This window comes from Collinsella sp. TM04-29 (genome assembly GCF_003466565.1).
Classification (GTDB): Bacteria; Actinomycetota; Coriobacteriia; order Coriobacteriales; family Coriobacteriaceae; genus Collinsella.
In genome coordinates, this window is record NZ_QSPW01000001.1 from 259,225 (window position 1) to 279,198 (window position 19,974).

Sequence of the window (19,974 nt, forward strand, 5' to 3'; positions counted from 1 at the left end):
CACGTCTGCGCCATGTCGTGACTCGCGGCTGCGCGCATCCATCCCACGTCGCGTATTACTGCACATCAAACTCCACGCGATCGAGCTCGGGCACATTGAGGTCGATGAGCTTGCGGGCTACACGGCGGTCGTGTGCCCCAAGCGCCTCGCTTGTCGTCACATGGGCGACAACCTCGCGCTCGACAAGGCCCTCCTCCTCGCCTTCGGTGGCCGAGGTCTCGACGGCAACGGTGTAATCCTTAAAGCCCGGCAGCACCGCGGCAAGCTCGCGCGTGGTTTCGGTGACGCCATAGCCGTCCTGCACGCCGGCCTGCGCCGAGCCAATGGATCCCGCGGTCATAACGATGCAGGGGATGGCAAAGATCACCGTGCCCACGATGATGCGGCGGCGCACCTTGTGTGACAGCTCATCGACCTCGGCATTTTCCTCGGCGGTTACAATGCCGTCGCCGTTGAGGTCGCGCTTGAGTGGCACGCGCAAAAGAAGCAGCACGGCTTCGGCCGCCAGCGCGATAAAGACCACGTTGATGCCAAACTCGTAGAGCGCCGAGAGGAAGAGCGACCCGTTTGCGATGGCGATGCCGTAGCCCGCCGCGCACAGGGGAGGCATGAGCGCAGTCGCCACGGCCACGCCGGCGATGAGCGTGGCGGGTTCCTGGTCGCGCGAGTTGCCCAGTCCGCCCGCAAAGCCGCCCGCGAGCGCGACGGCAAGGTCCCACACAGTCGGTGTCGAGTTGTCGATGATGGCGGCCGTGGTGGTGCCAAGGGGCGAGAGCTTAAAGTACAGCGTGGACGTGATTAGACAAAAGACCATCTGCAGCGCGAGGCCGGCAATTGCCTCGACGGCAATCTCGCGGTCGAGCGTGGCAATGCCGTATGCCATGGCAAGGACCGAGCCCATGAGCGGGCAGATGAGCATGGCACCTACAATGGCGATATCCGAGTCGATATCGAGGCCGATGCTCGCGATCAACATGGCAATGATCAGGATGCATAAGTGCGAGCCAGTCAGGCGCGCCCCGTTTACAAAGCGCTTGCGAATCACGTGATAGGGCGCGCGTCCCTCGCGTATGTTGAACGCCTGCTTAAGGAAACGGGTGGCATTCTCCATGGCCTCGCTGTGTGCAGGGCGTATACCGTGACGACGATGATGACGCTCGCGCAGCCGCTTGATCTGTTGTTTGTCGAGTTCCATGCTTACCTCGTTTAGCTCCTGAGCCGCTTCTTGCGTCTGTCGTCTTTACTCTACACCGCGTTAGGCGAGGTGTCAGACAAGGTTTGTTGACCTGTAAGTCAGGCCAATCGACATGGCTAAAACGCCGTGAGGATCATAAGAGTCAAATAGACAAAAAAGCGCGGGGCCGGTTTGATTCCGACCCCGCGCTCTGCGCTGGTGCGTTGTTGTTCAGCCTACCCTAGCAGGCTCAGACCAACAGAGACAAACGCCAGGATAACGCCGACGATGGACTCGCCGCCGAGCAGGCCGCTGGCGACGACCAGGCCCTGCTCCTGGAAGGCGGCATCCTTGGAGGCCTTCTCCTCGTCCGAAAGACCGGCAGTAGCGTCGCGGTGTGCGGCCCACTTATCGTAGGCAAGCTTGACGCAGGAGCCCAAGAAGGCCGTGAGCGACATGTAGAACGGCAGGTAGACGCCCAGGCCGATCATCATGGCAGGAATGCCGAGCCAGTACATGACGATGCCGGCGATAAAGCCGCCTGCGAACCACGACACGCTCGGAATGCCCGAGACCATGGTGGCGACCACGCTTGCCTGTGCGGCCACAAAGCTCTTGTCGGGGCCGAAAGCATCCGGACCATAGGCGGTAACCAGCGCGACCATGACGGCCGCGGCGACCAGGGCGCCCACGATGCCGCCGATGGCCTGGCCGATCCACTGCGCACGCGGGTTGGTGCCCAGCACGGCGCCGGCCTTAAAGTCGTTCATGACGTCGCCCGCAAGGCCGCACGCCACGGCTACGATGCCGGCGATAAAGAACAGCTTGACCTGAGCGATCTGTGCGAAGGCAGCCACGATGAGCATGACGATGAGGCCAAAGATCTCCATGGGGTCGATGCCCGTCTGGCCGCAGCTCTGTGCGCTCATGATGGTGGTGACAAAGGTGAACAGCGTCACGAGGACGGCCGGAACGGGGCCAAGGTCGAGCGCGATGGCTACGATCACGGCGATGGCGGCAGCACCCAGGCCGATGATGCCGGCGTCGAGCTTAAGGGAGCCCGAGATGAGCGACTGCTCGTCGGTGTCGGTGGAGCTGTCGGCGGCAAGACCGCGGACGATACCGGCGACCTGCGGCAGGATGTCCTTGAGGACGACGGCGACGCCAAAGCCCATCATGAGGCCCATGCCGAGCGATTTGACGATGCCCTGCGCAGTCACAACGTCGAACAGACCGGCAGCGGTGCCACCCACGATGATGCCAAAGTTGCCCAGCAGGGCGCCGGCAAACCAGAAGGCGACCGGGGCGAAGCCCACGAGGAAGCCGACGGAGAGCAGCATGGGCGAGTTGTAGATGCCAAAGGTCACGCCGGGGATGTTGAGCGTGCAGAGCATGCTGGGCACCACGCCCAGGGCGTCGCGAAGCACGCTGTAGATGCCTGCGATGGCCATGGAGCCAAAGAGCTGCTTGCCGGTCTTGCCGCCGGCCTCGGTGGCGCGCAGTGTCTGAGCTGCGGCATTGCCGGTGGGAAACTCCAGCGCGGCGTCCACGATAAAGTGGCGGTGGATGAGCGCCGTTGCCAGCAGGCCCAAGATGGTGCCGGCGAGTGCCACGATAAACATGTCGAGCCAGCTGATCTGGTCGGCATAGCCCAGCATCCAGGCGCCCGGGATGGTAAACGCCAGGCCGCCGGCGACCATGGCGCCCGCGGACATGATGGTGTGGGTGACGTTGGCCTCGTTGAGGCTGGCGTTGCCCATGAGCTTCAGGAAGAACAGCGAGATGACGGCAGCGAAAATAATCGGCCAGGGGAGTGCACCCATCTTGAGGGCCGTGTAGGCCGAGCTTGCCGTGATGATCACGCAGCCAAGGACGCCGATGACGACGCCGCGCAGCGTGAGTTGCCCGCGCATCGAAGCGCGGTTCGAGGGATTGCTCATATAAAACTCCTTTGCGTATATCCGCTTCCCCCGGGAGCGCCGTTACGGATACGGCGCGGGAAGTCGGGTTACCAAGGGCCGCCGCGTGAGCTCGCAAACGACCGCGCACCAGTATAGCCGCAAGCTAGTCATTTTGGGATGACTGGTTTAGGTAGGCGATATACTGCTGGGCAGACGAAAGGAGCGCCGACGATGCTTGATGGGTGCGCATATATATTGACGGTCGACGTGGGCAACACGTTCATTCGCTTTGGCCTGTTTGCAGAGGATTCGGCCGCGGCGCAGGAATGTCCGCTTGCGACATGCGAGATCACGACGCCGTCGAGCATTACGGCCGACGAAGCGCGCATGCGACTTGTGCAGGTCATGGGCGCGCTCGCCGCCGATGCAGGTGTGCCCGGGGTGCTTGCACCCGCCGCGGCCGTGCTGAGCTGTGTAGTCCCGGCGCTCGAGCGCCCTTGGAAGACGGCGCTTTCCCGCACCTGCACGGGGCGCGTGCTCACCGTGGGGCCGGGACTTAAGACCGGCATGCCTGTGCACTACGATGACCCGGCCGAGATCGGTCCCGACCGCATCGCCGACGCCGTGGCGGCCCGTGCCGTCTACGGCTCTCCGTGCATCGTGATCGACCTGGGCACGACGACCAATATCGAGGTCATCGACGCGCACGGTACCTTTGTGGGCGGCGTTATCGCGCCAGGCCTGGCCCTCGGCGCCCGTTCGCTTTCGGCGGCAGCAGCGCGCCTACCCCAGGTTGAGCCCTCGGCGCCAACGCACGTCATCGGACGCAACACGCGTGAGGCCATGCGCTCGGGTGTGGTTTTGGGCGAGGTAGCCCGCATCGACGGAATGCTCGACATGGTGCTTGCCGAGATGCGCGCGACCAAGGCTGCGGGGGAGGGCGATGTGCCCATCGTCATTACCGGCGACGATGCCGAGGCACTTGCGGCGCTGGTCGGCCATAGCCTGACGGTAGACGACGCGCTGACGTTGCGGGGTCTCGCCGAGCTCTACCGCATCAACCAAAAGCCCCGCCGCGCGTAGGGCGAGGGGCTGGTGGGATAAGCGCCCCTACCTTTCACCTGCTACAATGGGCCAAACTATTGCGATTGCGGAGGTGTCTGCCATGTCGGACGATCTTCATCAAACCGCGTCGGGCAAGCGCCGCGACGTTATTAGCTGGGACGAGTTCTTTATGAGCGTGGCCATCGCCGCGCAGCGCCGCAGCAAGGACCCCAACACGCAGGTGGGAGCGTGCATCGCCAGCACCAACCACCGCATCCTTTCGGTGGGTTACAACGGCACGCCCTCGGCGCTCAACGACGACTTTTTCCCGTGGGGTACGAGCGATGACCCGCTGCAGGACAAGCACAACTACGTCGTCCATGCCGAGGCCAACGCGGTGCTCAACTACCGCGGCTCGCTCAAAGATCTTGAGGGTTCCACAGTCTACGTCACGCTGTTCCCATGCCATGACTGCGCCAAAATCCTGGCGCAGGTGGGCGTGGGCGAGGTCGTCTACCTTGACAATAAGTATGCCGACACCGATGACGGCCGTATCAGCCGCCGCATTCTCGACTCCTGCGGCATCAGCTACCGCCAGGTCATCGTCGATGTCCAGATTGGTACCGGGGGACAGGCTCGGCAGTAGCGCGTGCCAACGCCAGCTGGCGGCAAAACAGCCAAAAGAGCCCCGTCCCAAATTGACTGCTCGTGAAAGTCGTGTCCGCACGCATGGCTGGCGCCTAAGCGGGTACATGGCTGTAGTAACATAGCCCCTGTCCGCGGGCGTGCCCGCGTTATTGTGAGAAAGGAGCCCCTGTGGCTGTTAACGAAGAGCTGCTTAAGAAGGTTCTTGAAGAGATTCGCCCCAACCTGCAGGCCGATGGCGGCGATATGGAGTATGTGGGCGTCGACGACGAGGGTGTTGTCAAGCTGGAGCTGCAGGGCGCCTGCGCCGGCTGCCCCATGAGCTCGCTAACCCTTTCCATGGGTATCGAGCGCATCCTGAAGGAGCATGTGCCCGGCGTTACCCGCGTTGAGCAGGTCAATGCTTCCGGCGAGGCCGAGGACCTGTACGACGAGTACGCGCCGTTCTAAGACGCGAAAGCTGCGGACGGTACGCTCTGCATAGACGTTACGTCCAAATATGCGGCTGCGAGCGTAAGGCCCGCGGCCGCATTTGTATGTAGGGAGCAGGGGATCGATATGCTCAACGACCTCTACCATATGCTTGATCCCGTCGCGATCTCGGCGGGCCCCATCACTATCTACTGGTACGGCCTGGCCTACGTGGTCGGCGCCCTGCTCACGGCGGTCGTTATGTACCGCACGCAGCGTCGTTGGGGCTTCGACATTACGATCGATGACTTGACGAGCGTCGTGGTCGGCGCGGTCTTTGGCCTCATCATCGGCGCGCGCCTGTTTTACGTCGTCTTTTACGGCGATGGCTACTATTGGACCCACCCGCTCGAGATCTTTGCCACCAACGAGGGCGGCATGAGCTTCCACGGCGGCCTGGTGGGCGGCATCTTGGGCGGCATCATCGTGTGCCGCATGTATAAGCTCGACGCCTGGACCGTCGCCGACCTTGCCGTGATCGGCGCCCCGCTGGCCCTGTGCCTGGGACGCTGCGCCAACTTCGTAAACGGTGAGCTGTGGGGTAAGCCGACCGATCTGCCCTGGGGTGTGGTCTTTGGCGGCACCGCGGGCGATGTGCCACGCCATCCCTCCCAGCTCTACGAGGCGTTTCTTGAAGGCATCGTGCTCTTTTGCATCCTGCAGGTGCTCAGTCGCAAAAAACCGCTGATGCCCCAGGGTACGTTTATGGGCGTCTTTGTGATGGGCTACGGCATCGTTCGCTTTTTGATTGAGTTTGTGCGCGTGCCCGATGCGCAGCTGGGCTATCTGCTGGGCGGCGTCATCACCATGGGTCAGCTGCTGAGCCTGCCGCTCGTAATCGCGGGTCTGGCGCTCATCATCTTCGCCCGACACCGCAACCGTCCCCAGCGCGTCTACCTGGACGCCTAACCAAGACCACCACAAAGGGGACAGGCGCCTTTGTGGTGGTCTGCTGGGCAACGATGGCAGAACTGTAACGTTTTCCCAGATAAAACCTGCCAAAATAAACCTGTCCCTTTTTGGCGGGTTTCTAGAAAGGCTCTTTGGACTGTGAAGGATTCCGACCTCTCCACAACGGCTGCGCGCGACGCTGCCCGCATCGTCTGGTTTAAGCGCTACCCCGCCAAGCAGACGCTCATCGCATTTCTGCTCGCGCTGTTGGCGACCACGGCGTTTTCCATCGATCCCGCGCCGGTCTCGAGCAACGCAGTCTTGGCGATTGACCCCAAAGCCTCGGGCATGCTGTACGTGTGCTACGAGGTGCTCCTCTCGTTTGCCGGCCATACCGACGCGGTCATGCTGCTTGCGCTTGCCTGCCTGCTCACTCTGCCGTTTCGCTACGTATTCTTTGGCCGCGGCGATGCTTGGCGTCCTTCGGTGATCCTTCCGTCGCTGTTCTTTGCCGTCTGCATGGTGTTTGGCCGCAGCTACGACCTCACCGATTCTGCCGAGATCGTACTCGGCGACAAGGCTCGGATCATCTGCGCCTGGATAGGCGGTGCGGGCTGGATGCTCTTGGCGGTCGTTGCCTTCTACCTGGCTTTTGAGTGTCTAGATTGGCTGAGCTCTCGGCGCATTCCGTTTTCCGAAGCGCACTTTGGCCGCGTATGGCGTGTGGCTCACGCCGTGCTTTCGGTCCATCCCTTTGTCGGGCCCTTCCTGGTGCTTATGGTCGCCTGGGCGCCCACGCTCATCGCTTCGCTGCCCGGCCTTTTTATGGGAGATACGGGTGCGCAGATTCGCCAGTGGTTCAACTACCCCAACGGCACGAGTGACTACCTGCGTCTGCTCAATCCCAATGTGTTGCTCAACGGACATCACCCCGTGGTGCACACGGCTATCATCGGTTCGTGCGTCCAGCTGGGGCTTTCACTGTTCAACAGTGCCAACGCAGGTCTTGCCATCTACACCTGCGCTCAGTTCGTCATTACGGCCGCCTGCATGGCCTATTCCATCTCGTCGCTGCGCAAGCTGGGCGTGAGTCTGCCGGTCCGCGGCGTGATCTTGCTGTTCTTTGTGTTTATGCCCATGTTCTCCAACTACGCGGCCCTGCTTACCAAAGATGTGCTGTTTGCCGACGCGTTTTTGGTGCTGTTGGTGCAGGCCGTGAAGCTCGTGGCATGCGGCCTGCCCCGTCGCGATGCCAATGCCGAGCGTGCGGGCGAACAGAGGCCCGTGCTCTTTGCGCGCCATGACTGGCTGCTGCTCGCTCTGGGTGCCATGGGTTCCACGTTTCTGCGCAACGGCGGCCTGGTGTTTCCCCTGGCGGCATGCGTAATCGCGGCGGCGTTTTGCGCATGGGACGCGCATGTGGCTCGTCGCGCAGCCAAGCAGGCTGGTGCTGCGCCTTCGGGCTCCATCCCGCGTTTCCGCTGGATGGGAGTTCTTGCGGTGCTTGCACTCTGCCTTGCCTCTAATATGTACTTCACCAAGGTCTTTATGCCGGCGCACGACATTACGCCTGGTTCCAAGCGCGAAATCCTCTCGATTCCGTTCCAGCAGACGGCTCGTTTCGTCCAAAAGCACGACGGCCTCAACTCGGGTGTCAACCCTACGGTTAAGGAGGACGGCACTATCGTGGAGGCTCCTTGCGACGGCTTGGTGACCGACGATGAGCGTGCCATGATCGACCGTGTGCTCAAGTACGACAATCTGGGCCGCCGTTACAACCCCGACAAGTCCGACGCCGTCAAGAACTGCTTTAACGAGTACGCTTCGCAGGAGGACATCAAGGCCTATTTTGAGGTCTGGGCGCAGATGTTCAAAAAGGATCCCGAGTGCTACATCTCGGCGCTCATCAATAACTACTACGGCTACTTTTATCCGAGTGCCCGCGATGCGTGGGTCTACAGCACGGCGCGCAGTGCCGAGATTATGGCGAAGCCCGATAACCTCAAGTACTTTGACTTCCATCCGGTCGATAGCAAGGTTGTGCGCTGGTGCGACCACCTGATCAACCTGTATCGCGTGGCGGTGCAGCGCATTCCGTTTATCTCGCTCACCATGAGCTCGGCCACCTATGTGTGGATTATGATCGCCGTGGTGGTCTACCTGTTGCGCCGCCATTCGTGGCGCGGGCTGGCCATTTGGGTGCCGCTGCTGGGCGTGCTCGCCGTGTGTCTGATCGGTCCCTGCAACGGTTCGACCTATATGCGCTACCTGTATCCGGTTATCGCCTGCATGCCCTTTGCCATCGGTGCCACCATCACTCGCAGCGACCTTCTCTGGTCCTAATTTGGTGCAAAGGGGACAGGTTGCTTTGCACCAAAGGATGGCATCATCACGACGCCTTCATTTTGGGGTTTATCTCGCAGGCCAGTAGGTATATCATAACGACGTTTGTTTATATTGCCCGAGCATCTGCGCTGGGCTTTAGGTCAAAACCGATAGGAGACACGTATGTCCGGACACTCTAAGTGGGCCACAACCAAGCATCGTAAGGGCGCGCAGGACGCCAAGCGTTCCGCCCTCTTCTCCAAGCTGAGCCGCAACATCACCGTTGCTGCCCGTCTCGGCGGTGACCCGCTGCCCGAGAACAACGCCAGCCTCGCCGCTGCCGTTGCTAAGGCCAAGGCTCAGTCCATGCCCAAGGACAAGATCAAGTCCGCTATCGACAAGGCCTTTGGTTCGGGTGCCGATGCCGCCGTCTACGAGAACATCGTGTACGAGGGCTATGGTCCCGCCGGTGTTGCCGTCTATGTTGACTGCCTGACCGACAACCGCAACCGTACTGCCGCCGATGTCCGTTCCGCCTTCTCCCACGCTGGTGGCAACCTGGGCACCTCCGGCTCCGTCGCCTTCCAGTTTGAGCGCAAGGGCCAGATCGTCGTCGCCAAGGAGATCCTGGACGAGAACGCCAAGAAGGAGACCATGATCGCCAACGGTGCTGCCGGTGACGAGGATGAGTTCATGATGGCCATCGCCGAGGCCGGTGGCGAGGACTACGAGGACGCCGGCGAGGAGTGGATCGTCTGGACCGCTGCTAACGACGTCATGGCTGTCTCCAAGGCACTCGAGGAGCAGGGCGTCCAGGTCAAGGGTTCCGAGACCACCATGGTTCCGACCACCCCGACCGAGGTCTCCGGTACCGACGCCAAGAAGGTTCAGCGCCTCATCGACCGTCTCGAGGAGCTCGACGACGTCCAGGACGTCTACAGCACCATGGACATGACCGACGAGGTCATCGCTGCCCTCGAGGAGGAGTAGCGCCTGCACGGGTTAAGCCGTGCATATCTGGGCATAATGAAGCGAGCATGCAAGCCTCGTGGAATAGATGAGCCGGATCCGCGTGCGTATGGCACCGGACCCGGCTCTTTTATAATGATGCGAATCGTTTTGCATTCTGTGGACCGAAACCTGAAGGGAGCGCGCGTGCGCGTACTCAAACGAGCCCTAGCGATCGTGTATCTTGCCGCCGCCATCGTGGCGCTGGGTACGCTTGTCTGCCAGTTCTGGGGACCGTATACGTATCGCTTTATGCTGCTATTGCGTGACACCATGCCTCGCGTCGTCGTTACGGTGTGCGCCGCCATCGTGGCGCTTGGCGTGCTCATCGGTTTTTTCCGCTTGATGTTCGCGCGTCGCGAGCCGTCCTGCGTGCATCCGGCAGGGGAGCGCAATATCGAGGTCACGCTCGCGGCTCTCTCCTCGTGTGCCCGCGCTGCTGCCGAACGCGATGACCGCGTGATGGTCGAGCATATCGAGGCGCGTGTTCAGGGTTCCGACGAATCGCACGTTCGTTTTAAGGTCGAAGCCATCGCGCTCGATGATAAAGACGTTGCTTCCCTTGCCACTGCGATGCAGCAGCGTATCGAGCGGGCCTGCGACACCATGCTCGGTACGCCGGGCACGACTGCGCGCGTTCGCTTTTTGCCGTCCAAGACTACCGTCCAGACCGTGGAGGTTTCCGGTGAGTGATACCAACCAAGACAAGACCGCCCGCACGCCGCGCCTGACGATCGATCAGAACGCTATGCCGGCAGGCGAGTCCGCCGACACCAAGCCCGAGGCCGGCGAGCAGCACGACAGCGCCGCCAACGACTTTGACGAGGCCATGGGTCTCATCAAAGGTACGGGCGCCGCTATCTGGAGCTACGCCGTGCGCCACCCCAACACTACGCTCGGCGCCGTGGCAGGCTTTATCCTCGCCGTGCTGGTACTTACGTTGGGCCTGTGGGACACGCTTGTCATCGCATTCTTTGTGCTGATCGGCGCCGTGATCGGCCAGATTCGCGACGGCGAGAACGGTATCGTTAACTTCTTCGGCCGTCTGTTTAGCGGCCGCTAATATGTATTCGACTGTCGCATCCGTGGCAGGCATAAGGAGGAACCATGGCTTTTAACACGAAGGTCGATGTGGCCGATACCGAGCTCGAGACGAACGAGGCCGTCGCCGCCGAGGCGGAGGACGTAACGCTCGAGGACGAGACGCTCGTCGAGGCCGAGTCCAAAGACGAGGCGGACGAGGACGACGAGGAGGCGGACGAGTCCGAGGACTCGCTGACCTATTCCAACGGCGTGATCGAGAAGATCGTCGCCATGGCCACCCGCGAGGTGCCGCACGTTCTGGGCATGAAGGGTAACCTTATGCACTTTGTGCAGGAGCAGTTTGGTGCCGAGAACCTGACCAAGGGCGTGACGGTCGAGGTCACCGACGACAACCGCGTGGTCGTCAACATCTCGGTCATCATCGAGTATGGCGCCTATGCGCCTGCGATCTTTGACGACGTTAAGGCGCGCGTCACCGAGCGTCTGGCCGCGATGACCGGCCTTGAGGTGGCAGGCGTCAACCTGCGCATCGAGGATGTCATCACCCCCGAGGAGTACGAGCACCGCACCAGCCAGCACGAGTAACCTACCAAAAAGGGATGTTTATTTTGGCAGGTTTTATCTGCGTAAACGTCAAACGGCCGGTCGCGCATGCAAAAGCGCGGCCGGCCGTTTTTGTACGCTCCCGATGTAGTCATACCGCTCGTCTAACTAAGGGTTGCAATCGCCACGTTCCGCGTTACCCTAATGGGCGCATTGTTTCCAAATTGTTAACGAGGGGTTGCCGTAATGGCCGACGAACACGAGACCGAAAGCAAGGCATGGGCGATTGAGGCCGCTGCGGCAGAGGCGGCGTCGCGTGCTGCCGAGGAGGTGCATCGTCCTCCGGTGGTGCCGATGGAGCGCGTGGTCGATCGCGATGTTATTGAGCAAGGCGAGCGCGCCGGCCGCAGGCGCAGCCAGGAGCCAGGCTTTCCGCGCTTTTTTGCCGAGCTCAATCTGGGCCTGATCCTCACGGCGTTCGCCATCGTGGCCTTTAAAACCCCCAATCACTTTGCCTTCGGCGGTACCTCGGGTGTGTCGGTCATTCTTTCTACGCTGTTCCCGACTCTGCCCGTCGGCGTCTTTATGTGGATTATCAACGCGGTCCTGGTCGTTCTGGGCTTTATCTTTTTGGAGCGCAAGGCGATTCTGTGGAGCGTCTTCGCTTCGTTTGCGCTTTCGGCCTATGTCTCGCTGTTTGAGCTCTTCATTCCGACCGATGTCTCTCTGACGGGTGATATGTGGCTCGACCTGTGCTTTGCCGTGATTCTGCCGGCGCTCGGCAGCGCCATCGTCTTTGATATTGGTGCCTCGACGGGCGGCACGGACATCCTCGCCATGATTCTCAAACGCCGCACGACGCTTGAGATCGGCCGTGCGCTGCTGCTGGTCGATATCGGCATCGTGACCATCGCGGCCTTCTTGTACGGCCCGCGCGTCGGTCTGTATTGCGTGCTCGGCCTGTTTGCCAAGACGCTTGTGGTCGACAAAGCCATCGAGAGCATCCACCTGCGTAAAGTCTGCACGGTCATTTGCTCCGAGCCCCTTAAGGTCGAGGAGTTTATCGTCAAGCATCTCAACCGTACGGCGACTATCAGCCGCGGCTACGGTGCTTTCTCGGGCAAGTGCGTGACGGTGATCATGAGCGTGCTAAGCCGTCGCGAGGCCGTGCAACTGCGCCGCTATGCGCGCGAAGTCGATCCGGGTGCCTTTATCACGATTGTCGACAGCTCCGAGATCGTCGGCAAGGGTTTCCGCGGAACGAACTAACGCGGTCGAGCTCATCAAACAATCGAATAGCGCCCTGCGCATTGCAAATGCGTCATGTTGGAGTATTTGTCCCCACATTGGGTGATAATGATGCCAAAGACATCGTTTGCGATCCAGATGATTCGCTCAAGATACGAAGGGATGATCTCGATGTTCTGTTCGCAGTGTGGTGCCCCCATGGGCGACAACGATAAGTTCTGTGGTGCGTGTGGTGCCTCCAATGCCGGTGCCGCAGCCTCTGCCCCTCAGGGTCAGCCCCAGCAGTTTGTTCCGCAACCGCCCGTGGCGAATGCGTCCAAGGGCTGTGTGGCTCAGGCGTTTGAGGATATGACCAAGACTCCGGGCGTGCTGCAGCGCGTGTGCCAGATTGCCTTTTTACCGGCGCTGATTTGTGTTGTGTCGGTACTCGTGCTGTTTATTCCCGTTATTGGCGGCATTGCAGCTGCCATCGGCTTTTTGGCAGCTTGCATTGCGAGCGTGTGTGGTTCCGGCTTTGGTATTGAGTGGGGTCGCGATCTGTCGCTCAAGGTTGATGGCGGTATGGATCGTCCACTCATGCGTTCCACGTCGTTTGGCCTCGGAGTCTTTTCGAGCGTTATCTCGGTCGTGCTCGAGGTTATCGCTGCCATTCCCGTTATCGGTGTAGTGCTTTCGCTGGTGGAGAGCGTGGTAATTGGCGCCGCGGGCTCGTATTCGTATTACGGCTCCTATGCACTCGAGGCAGCGCTGTTTGGCTCGCTTGGCCTGCTTGTCCTGGCTATGATTGCCACGGCGGTCTTGGGGGTCTTCTTTAAGATGTTCGCCGACATTGCCGTGATGCACTTTGCGGTGACCGGTCGTGTCGAGAGCGCGTTTTCGCTCGACAAGGTCTGGGCGGCGTTTAAGCACAACAAGACCAAGCTGTTCTGCGCTTCGTTCCTTCCCGAGTTTTTGACGGGTCTGGTCGCCAACGTTGTCACATGGATCCTGACGCTCGTCTTCGGCGCCATTGCCTCTGTCGGTATGTATAACTACTACTACCGTCCTTCGGCTATTGAGGCGCTTGTTACCGGCGGTGGCATCACGCTCGTATTGTTCTTGGTGCTGACGGCGTTTGTCACGGTATTCCTTACGGTCTTTGGCAAGATGCTCAAGCATCGTGCCGTTGGCTATTGGGTAGCGCGTTATGCAGCTGAATGGGCTGATGAGGATAAGGATGACGTCCTGACCTTTGTGCTGCCGTTTGAGAAGAAGTCTGCTCCTTCGGGCTATAGCGCCCCGGATGCTGCGGCCGCGCCCGAGCCGGAGCCTGAGCCGACGCCCGAGCCCGAGCCTGAGCCTGAACCCGCACCTGAGCCTGAGCCCGAGTCTGCATCCGAGCCCATGCCGAAACCGGAACCCGGGTCCGAGCCAAGCTCCGACGAGGACTCTCAGGACGAGTAGTCCTGCCACCTGCCATTTGAGGACGGGGCGGAAATGGAAGAAATAGAGCCTGACAAATGAGCGGGGGCGGACGTGTCGAAACGTCCGCCCCCGCTTTGTTATCGCGATGTGGCTATGACTGCGAGACGGTCGCGAATCGGCTACTCGTCGTGCTTCTCCTCGCGGCGCGCGGCGGCGCGTGCATCGTGGATGCCCTTGATCGCGGCGTGGCGAGCCGTGCGGGCGTCGTGCATGGCGTCGCGTGCTTCGGCGGCTGTGGCCTTAGCAGAACGCAACTTGGCGGCGAGGTCGGGGTTGGTCTCGGCGACCGCGGCGATAGCGGGTCCGTCGAGCTCCTCTTGCGTGGGCTCGGCCAAAAAGTCGATGGCATACTGGGCGGCCACCATGGAGCCTTTTGCCAGCACAGTCTCGTCGATCTTGTAAAAGCAGGAATGCTGAGCGTACGTGGCGCCAATCTTGGGGTTGCGCGCACCTACAAAGGCGAGCACGCCCGGCACGCGGCGCAGGTACTCCGAAAAGTCCTCGCCCGAAAGCGTGCCGCGGTAATGTCCCTCGCCGGCGGGGCCCAGGCATTTGAGTACGGCCTGGCGGCAGCGCTCGCTCGATGCGGCTTCGTTTTCGACTTTGTAGTTGGCGATGGTGTAGTCGGTGAGCTTGGCTTCGGCGCCCAGGGCTGCCGCGGTATGCTCCACGATGCGGCGCATGAGCTCCGGCATTTCCTCGTGGGTCGAGTCGCCGTAGGTGCGCACCGTGCCGGCGAGGTAAGCCGTGCCGGCGATAACATTGCGCGCGGTGCCGCCATGCAGCTCACCGACGGTGATAACGGCCGGCTCGTAGGGGCTAATCTCGCGCGAGACGATAGTCTGCAGTGCGTTGACGATCTCAGCGGCAACCATAACGGCGTCGTGGCCGCGCTGGGGCATAGCGCCGTGGCACGAGGTGCCGCGGACGTCGATGCGGAACCAGTCGGTATTGGCCATGCGCGGACCGGGCTCGCAGCTTACGGTGCCGGCGTCAACCTCGCTCCAGATATGCGCGGCGTAGGCACCATCGACGCCGTCGAGCACGCCCGTGCCGATCATGAGCTTGGCGCCCTGGCCGTTTTCCTCGCTGGGCTGGAAGACGATGCGGACTTCGCCGTGGATGTCGTCGGTCATATGGCGCAGGATTTGCAGCGTGCCGAGCATCATGGCGATGTGGCAGTCGTGGCCGCAGGCGTGCATGCAGCCTTCGTTGACGCTGGCGAACTCCTCGCCGGTCTGCTCGGTGACGGGCAGGGCGTCGATGTCGGCGCGCAGCAGGATGCGGCGGCGTGGCGTGCCGTCCTCGCGATAGGCGTCGGGCGCGGTGCCGCGAAGGGTCGCCACAAGGCCCGTCTTAAGGGGACGCTCGTAGGGGATATTCATGGCGTCGAGCTGGTTGGCGATGTCAGAAGTCGTGCGCTCCTCGGCAAGGCTCAGCTCCGGGTGCTTATGGAAGTGGCGGCGCTGCTTGATGATATAGGGTTCAAACTCTGCGGCGATATCCTGAATGGCTGCGGTGACGTCGTCAGCCGCTCGTACCTCGGTTGCCGCCATAATCTGCTGTGCCTTGGTCTTCGTCATGGTCGATTTGCTCCTTGCTGTGCCATCGCGCAATTCGTACAAGCTCTCTCCAGTATGCCACCTGCCACTTGGCCTGGCAAAGATGCCGTTTGCCGCTTGGCGTTTTGTAACAGGGGCGGGGGAGTACACTCGGGAGTGTTGAAATTCCTGCCAGAGACGGGGATGCCCATGCAACATATCGATCGGATTATCCGCTCCAAGAACGTCTTTACCGCGCAAGACGGTATCGATACCGCCCGCGAGCTGGCGATTGCCATTGCAGGCGACCGTATCGTCGCGGTCGGTGCGCCCGATGACGTGATTGCCGCCGCTCCTGCCGCCACGTCGGTTATCGACTACGGCGAGCAGTTTGTCTGCCCCGGTTTCCATGACGCTCATCTGCACTTCTTCCATACCTCGGTCGGTTCCTCGCCGTACATGCTCATGGATATGGGCACGTCCGAGGCGGCGCTGGTACAACACGCGCTTGAGTTTTCCCAGGACCTGCCCGACGACGCTTGGGTTGTAACGCAGGGTTGGCGCGACTACCGCTGGGACCCGCCCGAGCATCCCACTAAGGCGTCGCTCGATGCGGCATTTCCCGATCGTCCCTGCGTTATGTACTCGGGCGACGGGCACACGCTGTGGCTCAACAGCCGCGCACTCGAGGCGCTCGGCGTTACGCGCGACAGCGAGCCTCCGGTGGGTGGCAGTTACGACAAAGATGCAAATGGCGAGCTTACGGGTATCGCCCACGAGGCGGCTGCTATGCAGCTGCTGCCGCGCTGCCTGGAGTGGCTGGGCGAGGACCGCATCGCGAGCGCTTACGCCGACCAGATGAAGCGTATGGCCGAGCAAGGCATCACCTCAATCTGCGATATGTCGCTCATGCCCATGCCGGGCTGCGACTTTATTCGCGACGATGTTTACGAGAAGCTACAGGCCTCCGGCAAGCTGGGCATCCGCGCCCATCTGTTTCCCACGCTGCTGGATGACCAGTCGCGCTTGGAAGAACTCCAGACCCGCTACGCGAACAACGCGCTGCTCTCGGCGCCAGGCTTTAAACAGTTCTTCGACGGCGTGTCGAGCGAGCATACCGCATACCTCACTGAGCCCTATACCAACCCGCGCTTCCCGGGCGACCAGGGCCGCCTGACGGTCCCTGTCGAGCGTATGCGCAAGTTGGTTTTGGCGGCAGCCGAGCGTGACCATACCGTGCGCATCCACGTTATCGGCGACGGTGCCATCCATGCCGCACTCGATATCTTTGAGGAGGCGGCAGAGCTCTACGGCTTGCCCCAGCACGGCCACAATACGCTTGAGCACCTGGAGAATCTGCTGCCTCAGGACATCGATCGTCTGCGCAAGCTCAACGTCATTGCCTCGAGCCAGCCTTGCCACATCACGCTCGACCCGGGTGGCCCGGAGCGCGACCTGGGCCTGGAACGCAGCCGCATCATGTGGCCGTTCGCAACTTATCAGCAGCGCGGTATCCGTCAAGCTTTCGGTACCGACAGCCCCATCACGGCCGTTACCAGCATGAACGTGCTCTACACGGCTATCACACGCCAAGATCCCCGCAGCCACTGGCCCGAGGGCGGCTGGCTGCCGAGCGAGCGTATCGACGCGGCAACGGCCCTGCGCAGCTACACGCTTGGCAGCGCGTACGCAGCGGGCGACGAGCAAAACCTCGGCAGCCTAGAGCCCGGCAAATACGCCGACCTGGTAGTCCTGGACCAAAACCCGCTCACCATCGACCCCCAAGAGCTGCAAGCCACCAAGGTTCAGGCCACCTACCTGGCGGGCAACTTAATCTACGAGCGCTAATATTCATGCCGTACCGTTAAACGCGGCTCGGGCAGCATATTTTGGGATGGCGCTCGAGCCGCGTTTGTTTGCCGATGGGGGTTCGTTAGGAGCGTCCCCTCTCTGCTGGATTTGGGCGCAGGGTGGAAGCGCTGCTGCTCCGCGCGCTCAATTGGGATATCAGCGATGCTTTCTCTTAGCGTTTTGCATACTTCCAGTTGCAGATTGCAAAAAAAGTTGAGATGTTCTTTCCGGTCCTGATGTACCCCCGCCTGGGCCGTGCAAAAAATGGAGTATTCAGCACCGTGAGCTTTGCCGGTGCCGCTGCAGTCGGGTGGCATTGCGGAGATCGACGTCATTTTGGGGTCCGGTGCGGCGCGAGGCACGCTTTTTTGTCCTGACGGGGTTTGCCCGTCGACCCAAATCGCCGGTCAAAGGCGTTCTTGGGACCAATATGGTGTGTCCGGCGCGTATGCAGCCGTCCTGGCCTGCTGAAAACTCCCAAAAATGCACGCTGCTCCCCAGGGGACCCGTGCGCGCAGCGAAAACCATGCACATGTCGCTGTCCGCATCGCCATTTTGCTGCACTGACTTTTCTGAATACCGGGCCCGAGATTGGTCAACCCTAGGCTCCCGGAGCTGCGTTGGGGTCGGTTTCGTTGGCGGCCGCCTGCTTATGGGTGGCAAAGACCGAGCCTTCGTGGTCGAAGAGCTTACGATATTGCATGCGGTCCAGGCGATCGCGCGCATTAGCGGTCTTGGCGGGAACGTACTTGGCCTCGGCTGTATACCAAACGCCGTGCGCATCCTGCGCCCCCACCACGTTTATCGCCGGCATGTGCGCTCGGTTTTGCAAGCGTGCGCGTTGGTAGGCGGTGAGCGGGGCACCGATGGCATTGAGTGCGAGTGCGCCGACGTTATTGATGCTTGTGTTGAGTTCCCCACTCGTTTGTGCGTTGCCGGCGACATCGTAGTTCGCCCAGACCACATAGCGTGTCTGCCAGATGCGCTCGGTATGGGTGGCATCGTCCTCATCGGTAAAGTAGAGGTCGTTGTAGCGGTCGGTGAAGAACGGCTGGTGGTCGCCGTACATCACCACGACGACGGGGCGGTCGAGATCACGCAGCTTTTCCAGAAAGGCGGCGAAGGCGGCATCGGACGCTTCCATGAGCGAGCAGTATTCATTGGTCCAGGTGATAACTTTGTCGGACACACCTTCGACGGCAAGGTGCAGTTGCTGGTCGGTGGGCACCAAGCCCGTGTCATAGGCGGAGTGGTTTTGCATCGTCACGTCGTGGATGAAGATCGGCTGGTCGCTCTGCTTTAGTACCTCGAGGCACTTGTCGTAGGTGGCGGCGTCGGTGACCTTGCGGCAGAGCTCGGGTGCGCCGGCGAAGTCCTCGATCGAGAGGAACTCGTCGAATCCCATGTCCGCGAAGACGTTCTCGCGATTCCAGTTGGTGGCGTGGTTGGGGTGCATGGCCACGGTGCGATAGCCGAGTCTCTTGAACTGACGGGCGAGGTTCTCGCTCGGGGCCAGGTTGTAGCTCATGAACGGGTAGACGCCAGCGCCCAGGAATGCCATGGAGTGTCCGGTTAAGAACTCGAACTCGCTGTTACAGGTGCCGGCACCGAAGGCGCTCGTGTAGCTCACTCCCTGCAGAAGCGCGTTATCGATGGCTTTGAAGCGCTCGGGCCCCTTATAGCCACAGCCCAGTTCGTTAAAGATTGAAAGGTCGGCGAAGGACTCGTTCATGATGCAGATGACTGAGGGCTTGAGCTGGTCAAACTGTTCGACGGCAGCGGCACGGGAGGGGTCGGCGATGCCGTTCGTGCCCGCGTTCCAGCGCGCGGCAAGGCGCTTGATGATCGCCGAGGCCTCACCGCTCTTGTAGTGCTTGGGTTTAGGCGGCACCATTTTTTGCGCGCTCGAAATAAAGGTGGGGAGAAACCCCTGACTGTAATAGCTTTCGAGGGGCTTCCAGGTATGAAGCTTGATGCCCAAGGTGTCGTAATAGCTGATGAAGGCCTGCGCCCCCAGTGCGGCTCCGGCAACAAGTGCGGTACGACGGTCGACGGAGAGGGGGAGTTTGGATTTGGTTGCGACTGGATGCTCCCTCGGCGCTGTCGATGTCCCCTCGGTTGCCGGAGACGCCTTTGAGTCCTTCGATTTCAAAGACGCAGACATCGCATGGTCGATGGACTCGGGGGACGTTTCCGATGCGCGGCGCGGCGGTCGCCCACATGCATCACGCGGAATGAGGACGATAAGCGCGATTCCCAAGGCCGCGGCAGCAAGCCCCATGAAGCAGAAAGTGCTGAGCTCATAGGTGTAGCTGCCGGCGACCGTCGCAGCGGTCGAGAGGGCGAACAGGTCTCCGGGTTGGATGGGCATCGATTTGAACGTGATTACGAAGTGCTCGGCGATACCGATGCTGGCGAGCGCAACGATGCCAACGATTGCGGGGGTCTTACGGCGGTGCGGCAGATAGAACAACAGGCACAAGAAGCAGAAGATGAGCAAAAGCTCCAAAAGTGCCGGTCCGGCCTGCATCTTCCATAGTTCATGGTTGGAGGGCAGCTCGAGGGCGAGCATCGAGCATATCGATGCGCCGCCGATCGTTGCCAGCGTACGGGGGTAGGGATGGTCGGTCATCCAGCTTTTCAGATCCTTCATGCTCATCTTCATCGTCTCTGTTCCTTACTCCTAGTTCAGCGTCTTCACGAGCTTCTCCAGGTTGTCGTTCATGATGGGTGGGTAATCCTCGCCGGCTTTAAGCTGTTTGTCAGTGAGCCCCTCGACGGGGTCGAGCTGGACGCATTGTCGTCAGAAGCGGCGAGAGCAAAG

The 19,974-nt window shown here is 61.2% G+C and carries 16 protein-coding genes; 12 read left to right on the top strand and 4 right to left on the bottom strand.

What is annotated here, in order from left to right:
* Window positions 1-55: 55 nt before the first annotated feature.
* Together DXD39_RS01140 and DXD39_RS01145 are read right to left on the bottom strand one after the other, a co-directional pair.
* Window positions 56-1,195 carry a DUF389 domain-containing protein gene (locus DXD39_RS01140; protein ID WP_117802890.1) on the bottom strand — a complete coding sequence of 380 codons (1,140 nt, stop codon included), beginning with the start codon at window positions 1,193-1,195 and terminating at the stop codon, window positions 56-58.
* A 215-nt stretch (window positions 1,196-1,410) separates the two neighbouring features.
* The gene (locus DXD39_RS01145; protein ID WP_117802891.1) at window positions 1,411-3,114 is read right to left on the bottom strand and encodes an OPT/YSL family transporter; all 1,704 of its coding nucleotides are present in this window, start codon (window positions 3,112-3,114) and stop codon (window positions 1,411-1,413) included.
* Between the two features lie 192 nt (window positions 3,115-3,306).
* On the opposite strand from DXD39_RS01145, the gene DXD39_RS01150 reads away from it, so the two are divergent.
* From DXD39_RS01150 to DXD39_RS01200, 11 genes are all read left to right on the top strand, one after another.
* Window positions 3,307-4,158 carry a type III pantothenate kinase gene (locus DXD39_RS01150; protein ID WP_117802892.1) on the top strand — a complete coding sequence of 284 codons (852 nt, stop codon included), beginning with the start codon at window positions 3,307-3,309 and terminating at the stop codon, window positions 4,156-4,158.
* A gap of 82 nt (window positions 4,159-4,240) precedes the next feature.
* Complete coding sequence (locus DXD39_RS01155; RefSeq protein ID WP_117584124.1) at window positions 4,241-4,765, top strand: dCMP deaminase family protein; 525 nt, start codon at window positions 4,241-4,243, stop codon at window positions 4,763-4,765.
* A 170-nt stretch (window positions 4,766-4,935) separates the two neighbouring features.
* The gene (locus DXD39_RS01160; protein WP_035137589.1) at window positions 4,936-5,214 is read left to right on the top strand and encodes a NifU family protein; all 279 of its coding nucleotides are present in this window, start codon (window positions 4,936-4,938) and stop codon (window positions 5,212-5,214) included.
* A 108-nt stretch (window positions 5,215-5,322) separates the two neighbouring features.
* Window positions 5,323-6,144, top strand: a complete 822-nt coding sequence (gene lgt, locus DXD39_RS01165) for a prolipoprotein diacylglyceryl transferase (RefSeq protein ID WP_117802893.1) — start codon at window positions 5,323-5,325, stop codon at window positions 6,142-6,144.
* Window positions 6,145-6,285: 141 nt separating this feature from the next.
* A complete protein-coding gene (locus DXD39_RS01170; protein ID WP_233541071.1) occupies window positions 6,286-8,469 on the top strand; it encodes a DUF6020 family protein in 2,184 nt (727 codons plus the stop codon).
* 165 nt (window positions 8,470-8,634) lie between these two features.
* Window positions 8,635-9,441 (top strand): YebC/PmpR family DNA-binding transcriptional regulator, encoded by an 807-nt coding sequence (locus tag DXD39_RS01175; RefSeq protein ID WP_055251993.1) that lies wholly within the window; start codon window positions 8,635-8,637, stop codon window positions 9,439-9,441.
* Window positions 9,442-9,606: 165 nt separating this feature from the next.
* Window positions 9,607-10,152 (top strand): hypothetical protein, encoded by a 546-nt coding sequence (locus tag DXD39_RS01180; protein ID WP_147347856.1) that lies wholly within the window; start codon window positions 9,607-9,609, stop codon window positions 10,150-10,152.
* Entirely contained in the window at window positions 10,145-10,522 is a 378-nt protein-coding gene (locus DXD39_RS01185; RefSeq protein ID WP_233502694.1) for a DUF2273 domain-containing protein, read from the top strand. Before DXD39_RS01180 ends, DXD39_RS01185 begins: the two co-directional genes overlap by 8 nt.
* Before the next feature lie 44 nt (window positions 10,523-10,566).
* Window positions 10,567-11,088, top strand: coding sequence for an Asp23/Gls24 family envelope stress response protein (locus DXD39_RS01190; protein ID WP_117790155.1), 522 nt, complete (start codon window positions 10,567-10,569; stop codon window positions 11,086-11,088).
* Between the two features lie 204 nt (window positions 11,089-11,292).
* Entirely contained in the window at window positions 11,293-12,315 is a 1,023-nt protein-coding gene (locus DXD39_RS01195) for a YitT family protein (protein WP_117802894.1), read from the top strand.
* Window positions 12,316-12,465: 150 nt separating this feature from the next.
* Window positions 12,466-13,737, top strand: a complete 1,272-nt coding sequence (locus DXD39_RS01200; RefSeq protein ID WP_255415033.1) for a zinc-ribbon domain-containing protein — start codon at window positions 12,466-12,468, stop codon at window positions 13,735-13,737.
* A 140-nt stretch (window positions 13,738-13,877) separates the two neighbouring features.
* On the opposite strand, the gene DXD39_RS01205 is transcribed toward DXD39_RS01200, so the two are convergent.
* Complete coding sequence (locus DXD39_RS01205) at window positions 13,878-15,341, bottom strand: M20 family metallopeptidase (RefSeq protein ID WP_117802896.1); 1,464 nt, start codon at window positions 15,339-15,341, stop codon at window positions 13,878-13,880.
* Between the two features lie 168 nt (window positions 15,342-15,509).
* Here DXD39_RS01205 and DXD39_RS01210 point away from each other — a divergent pair, with 168 nt between their 5' ends.
* Window positions 15,510-17,147, top strand: a complete 1,638-nt coding sequence (locus tag DXD39_RS01210) for an amidohydrolase (protein WP_233541072.1) — start codon at window positions 15,510-15,512, stop codon at window positions 17,145-17,147.
* A 604-nt stretch (window positions 17,148-17,751) separates the two neighbouring features.
* On the opposite strand, the gene DXD39_RS01215 is transcribed toward DXD39_RS01210, so the two are convergent.
* Window positions 17,752-19,815: an LTA synthase family protein gene (locus tag DXD39_RS01215; RefSeq protein ID WP_117802897.1), complete on the bottom strand. Its 2,064-nt coding sequence runs from the start codon at window positions 19,813-19,815 to the stop codon at window positions 17,752-17,754.
* Between the last annotated feature and the right edge of the window lie 159 nt (window positions 19,816-19,974).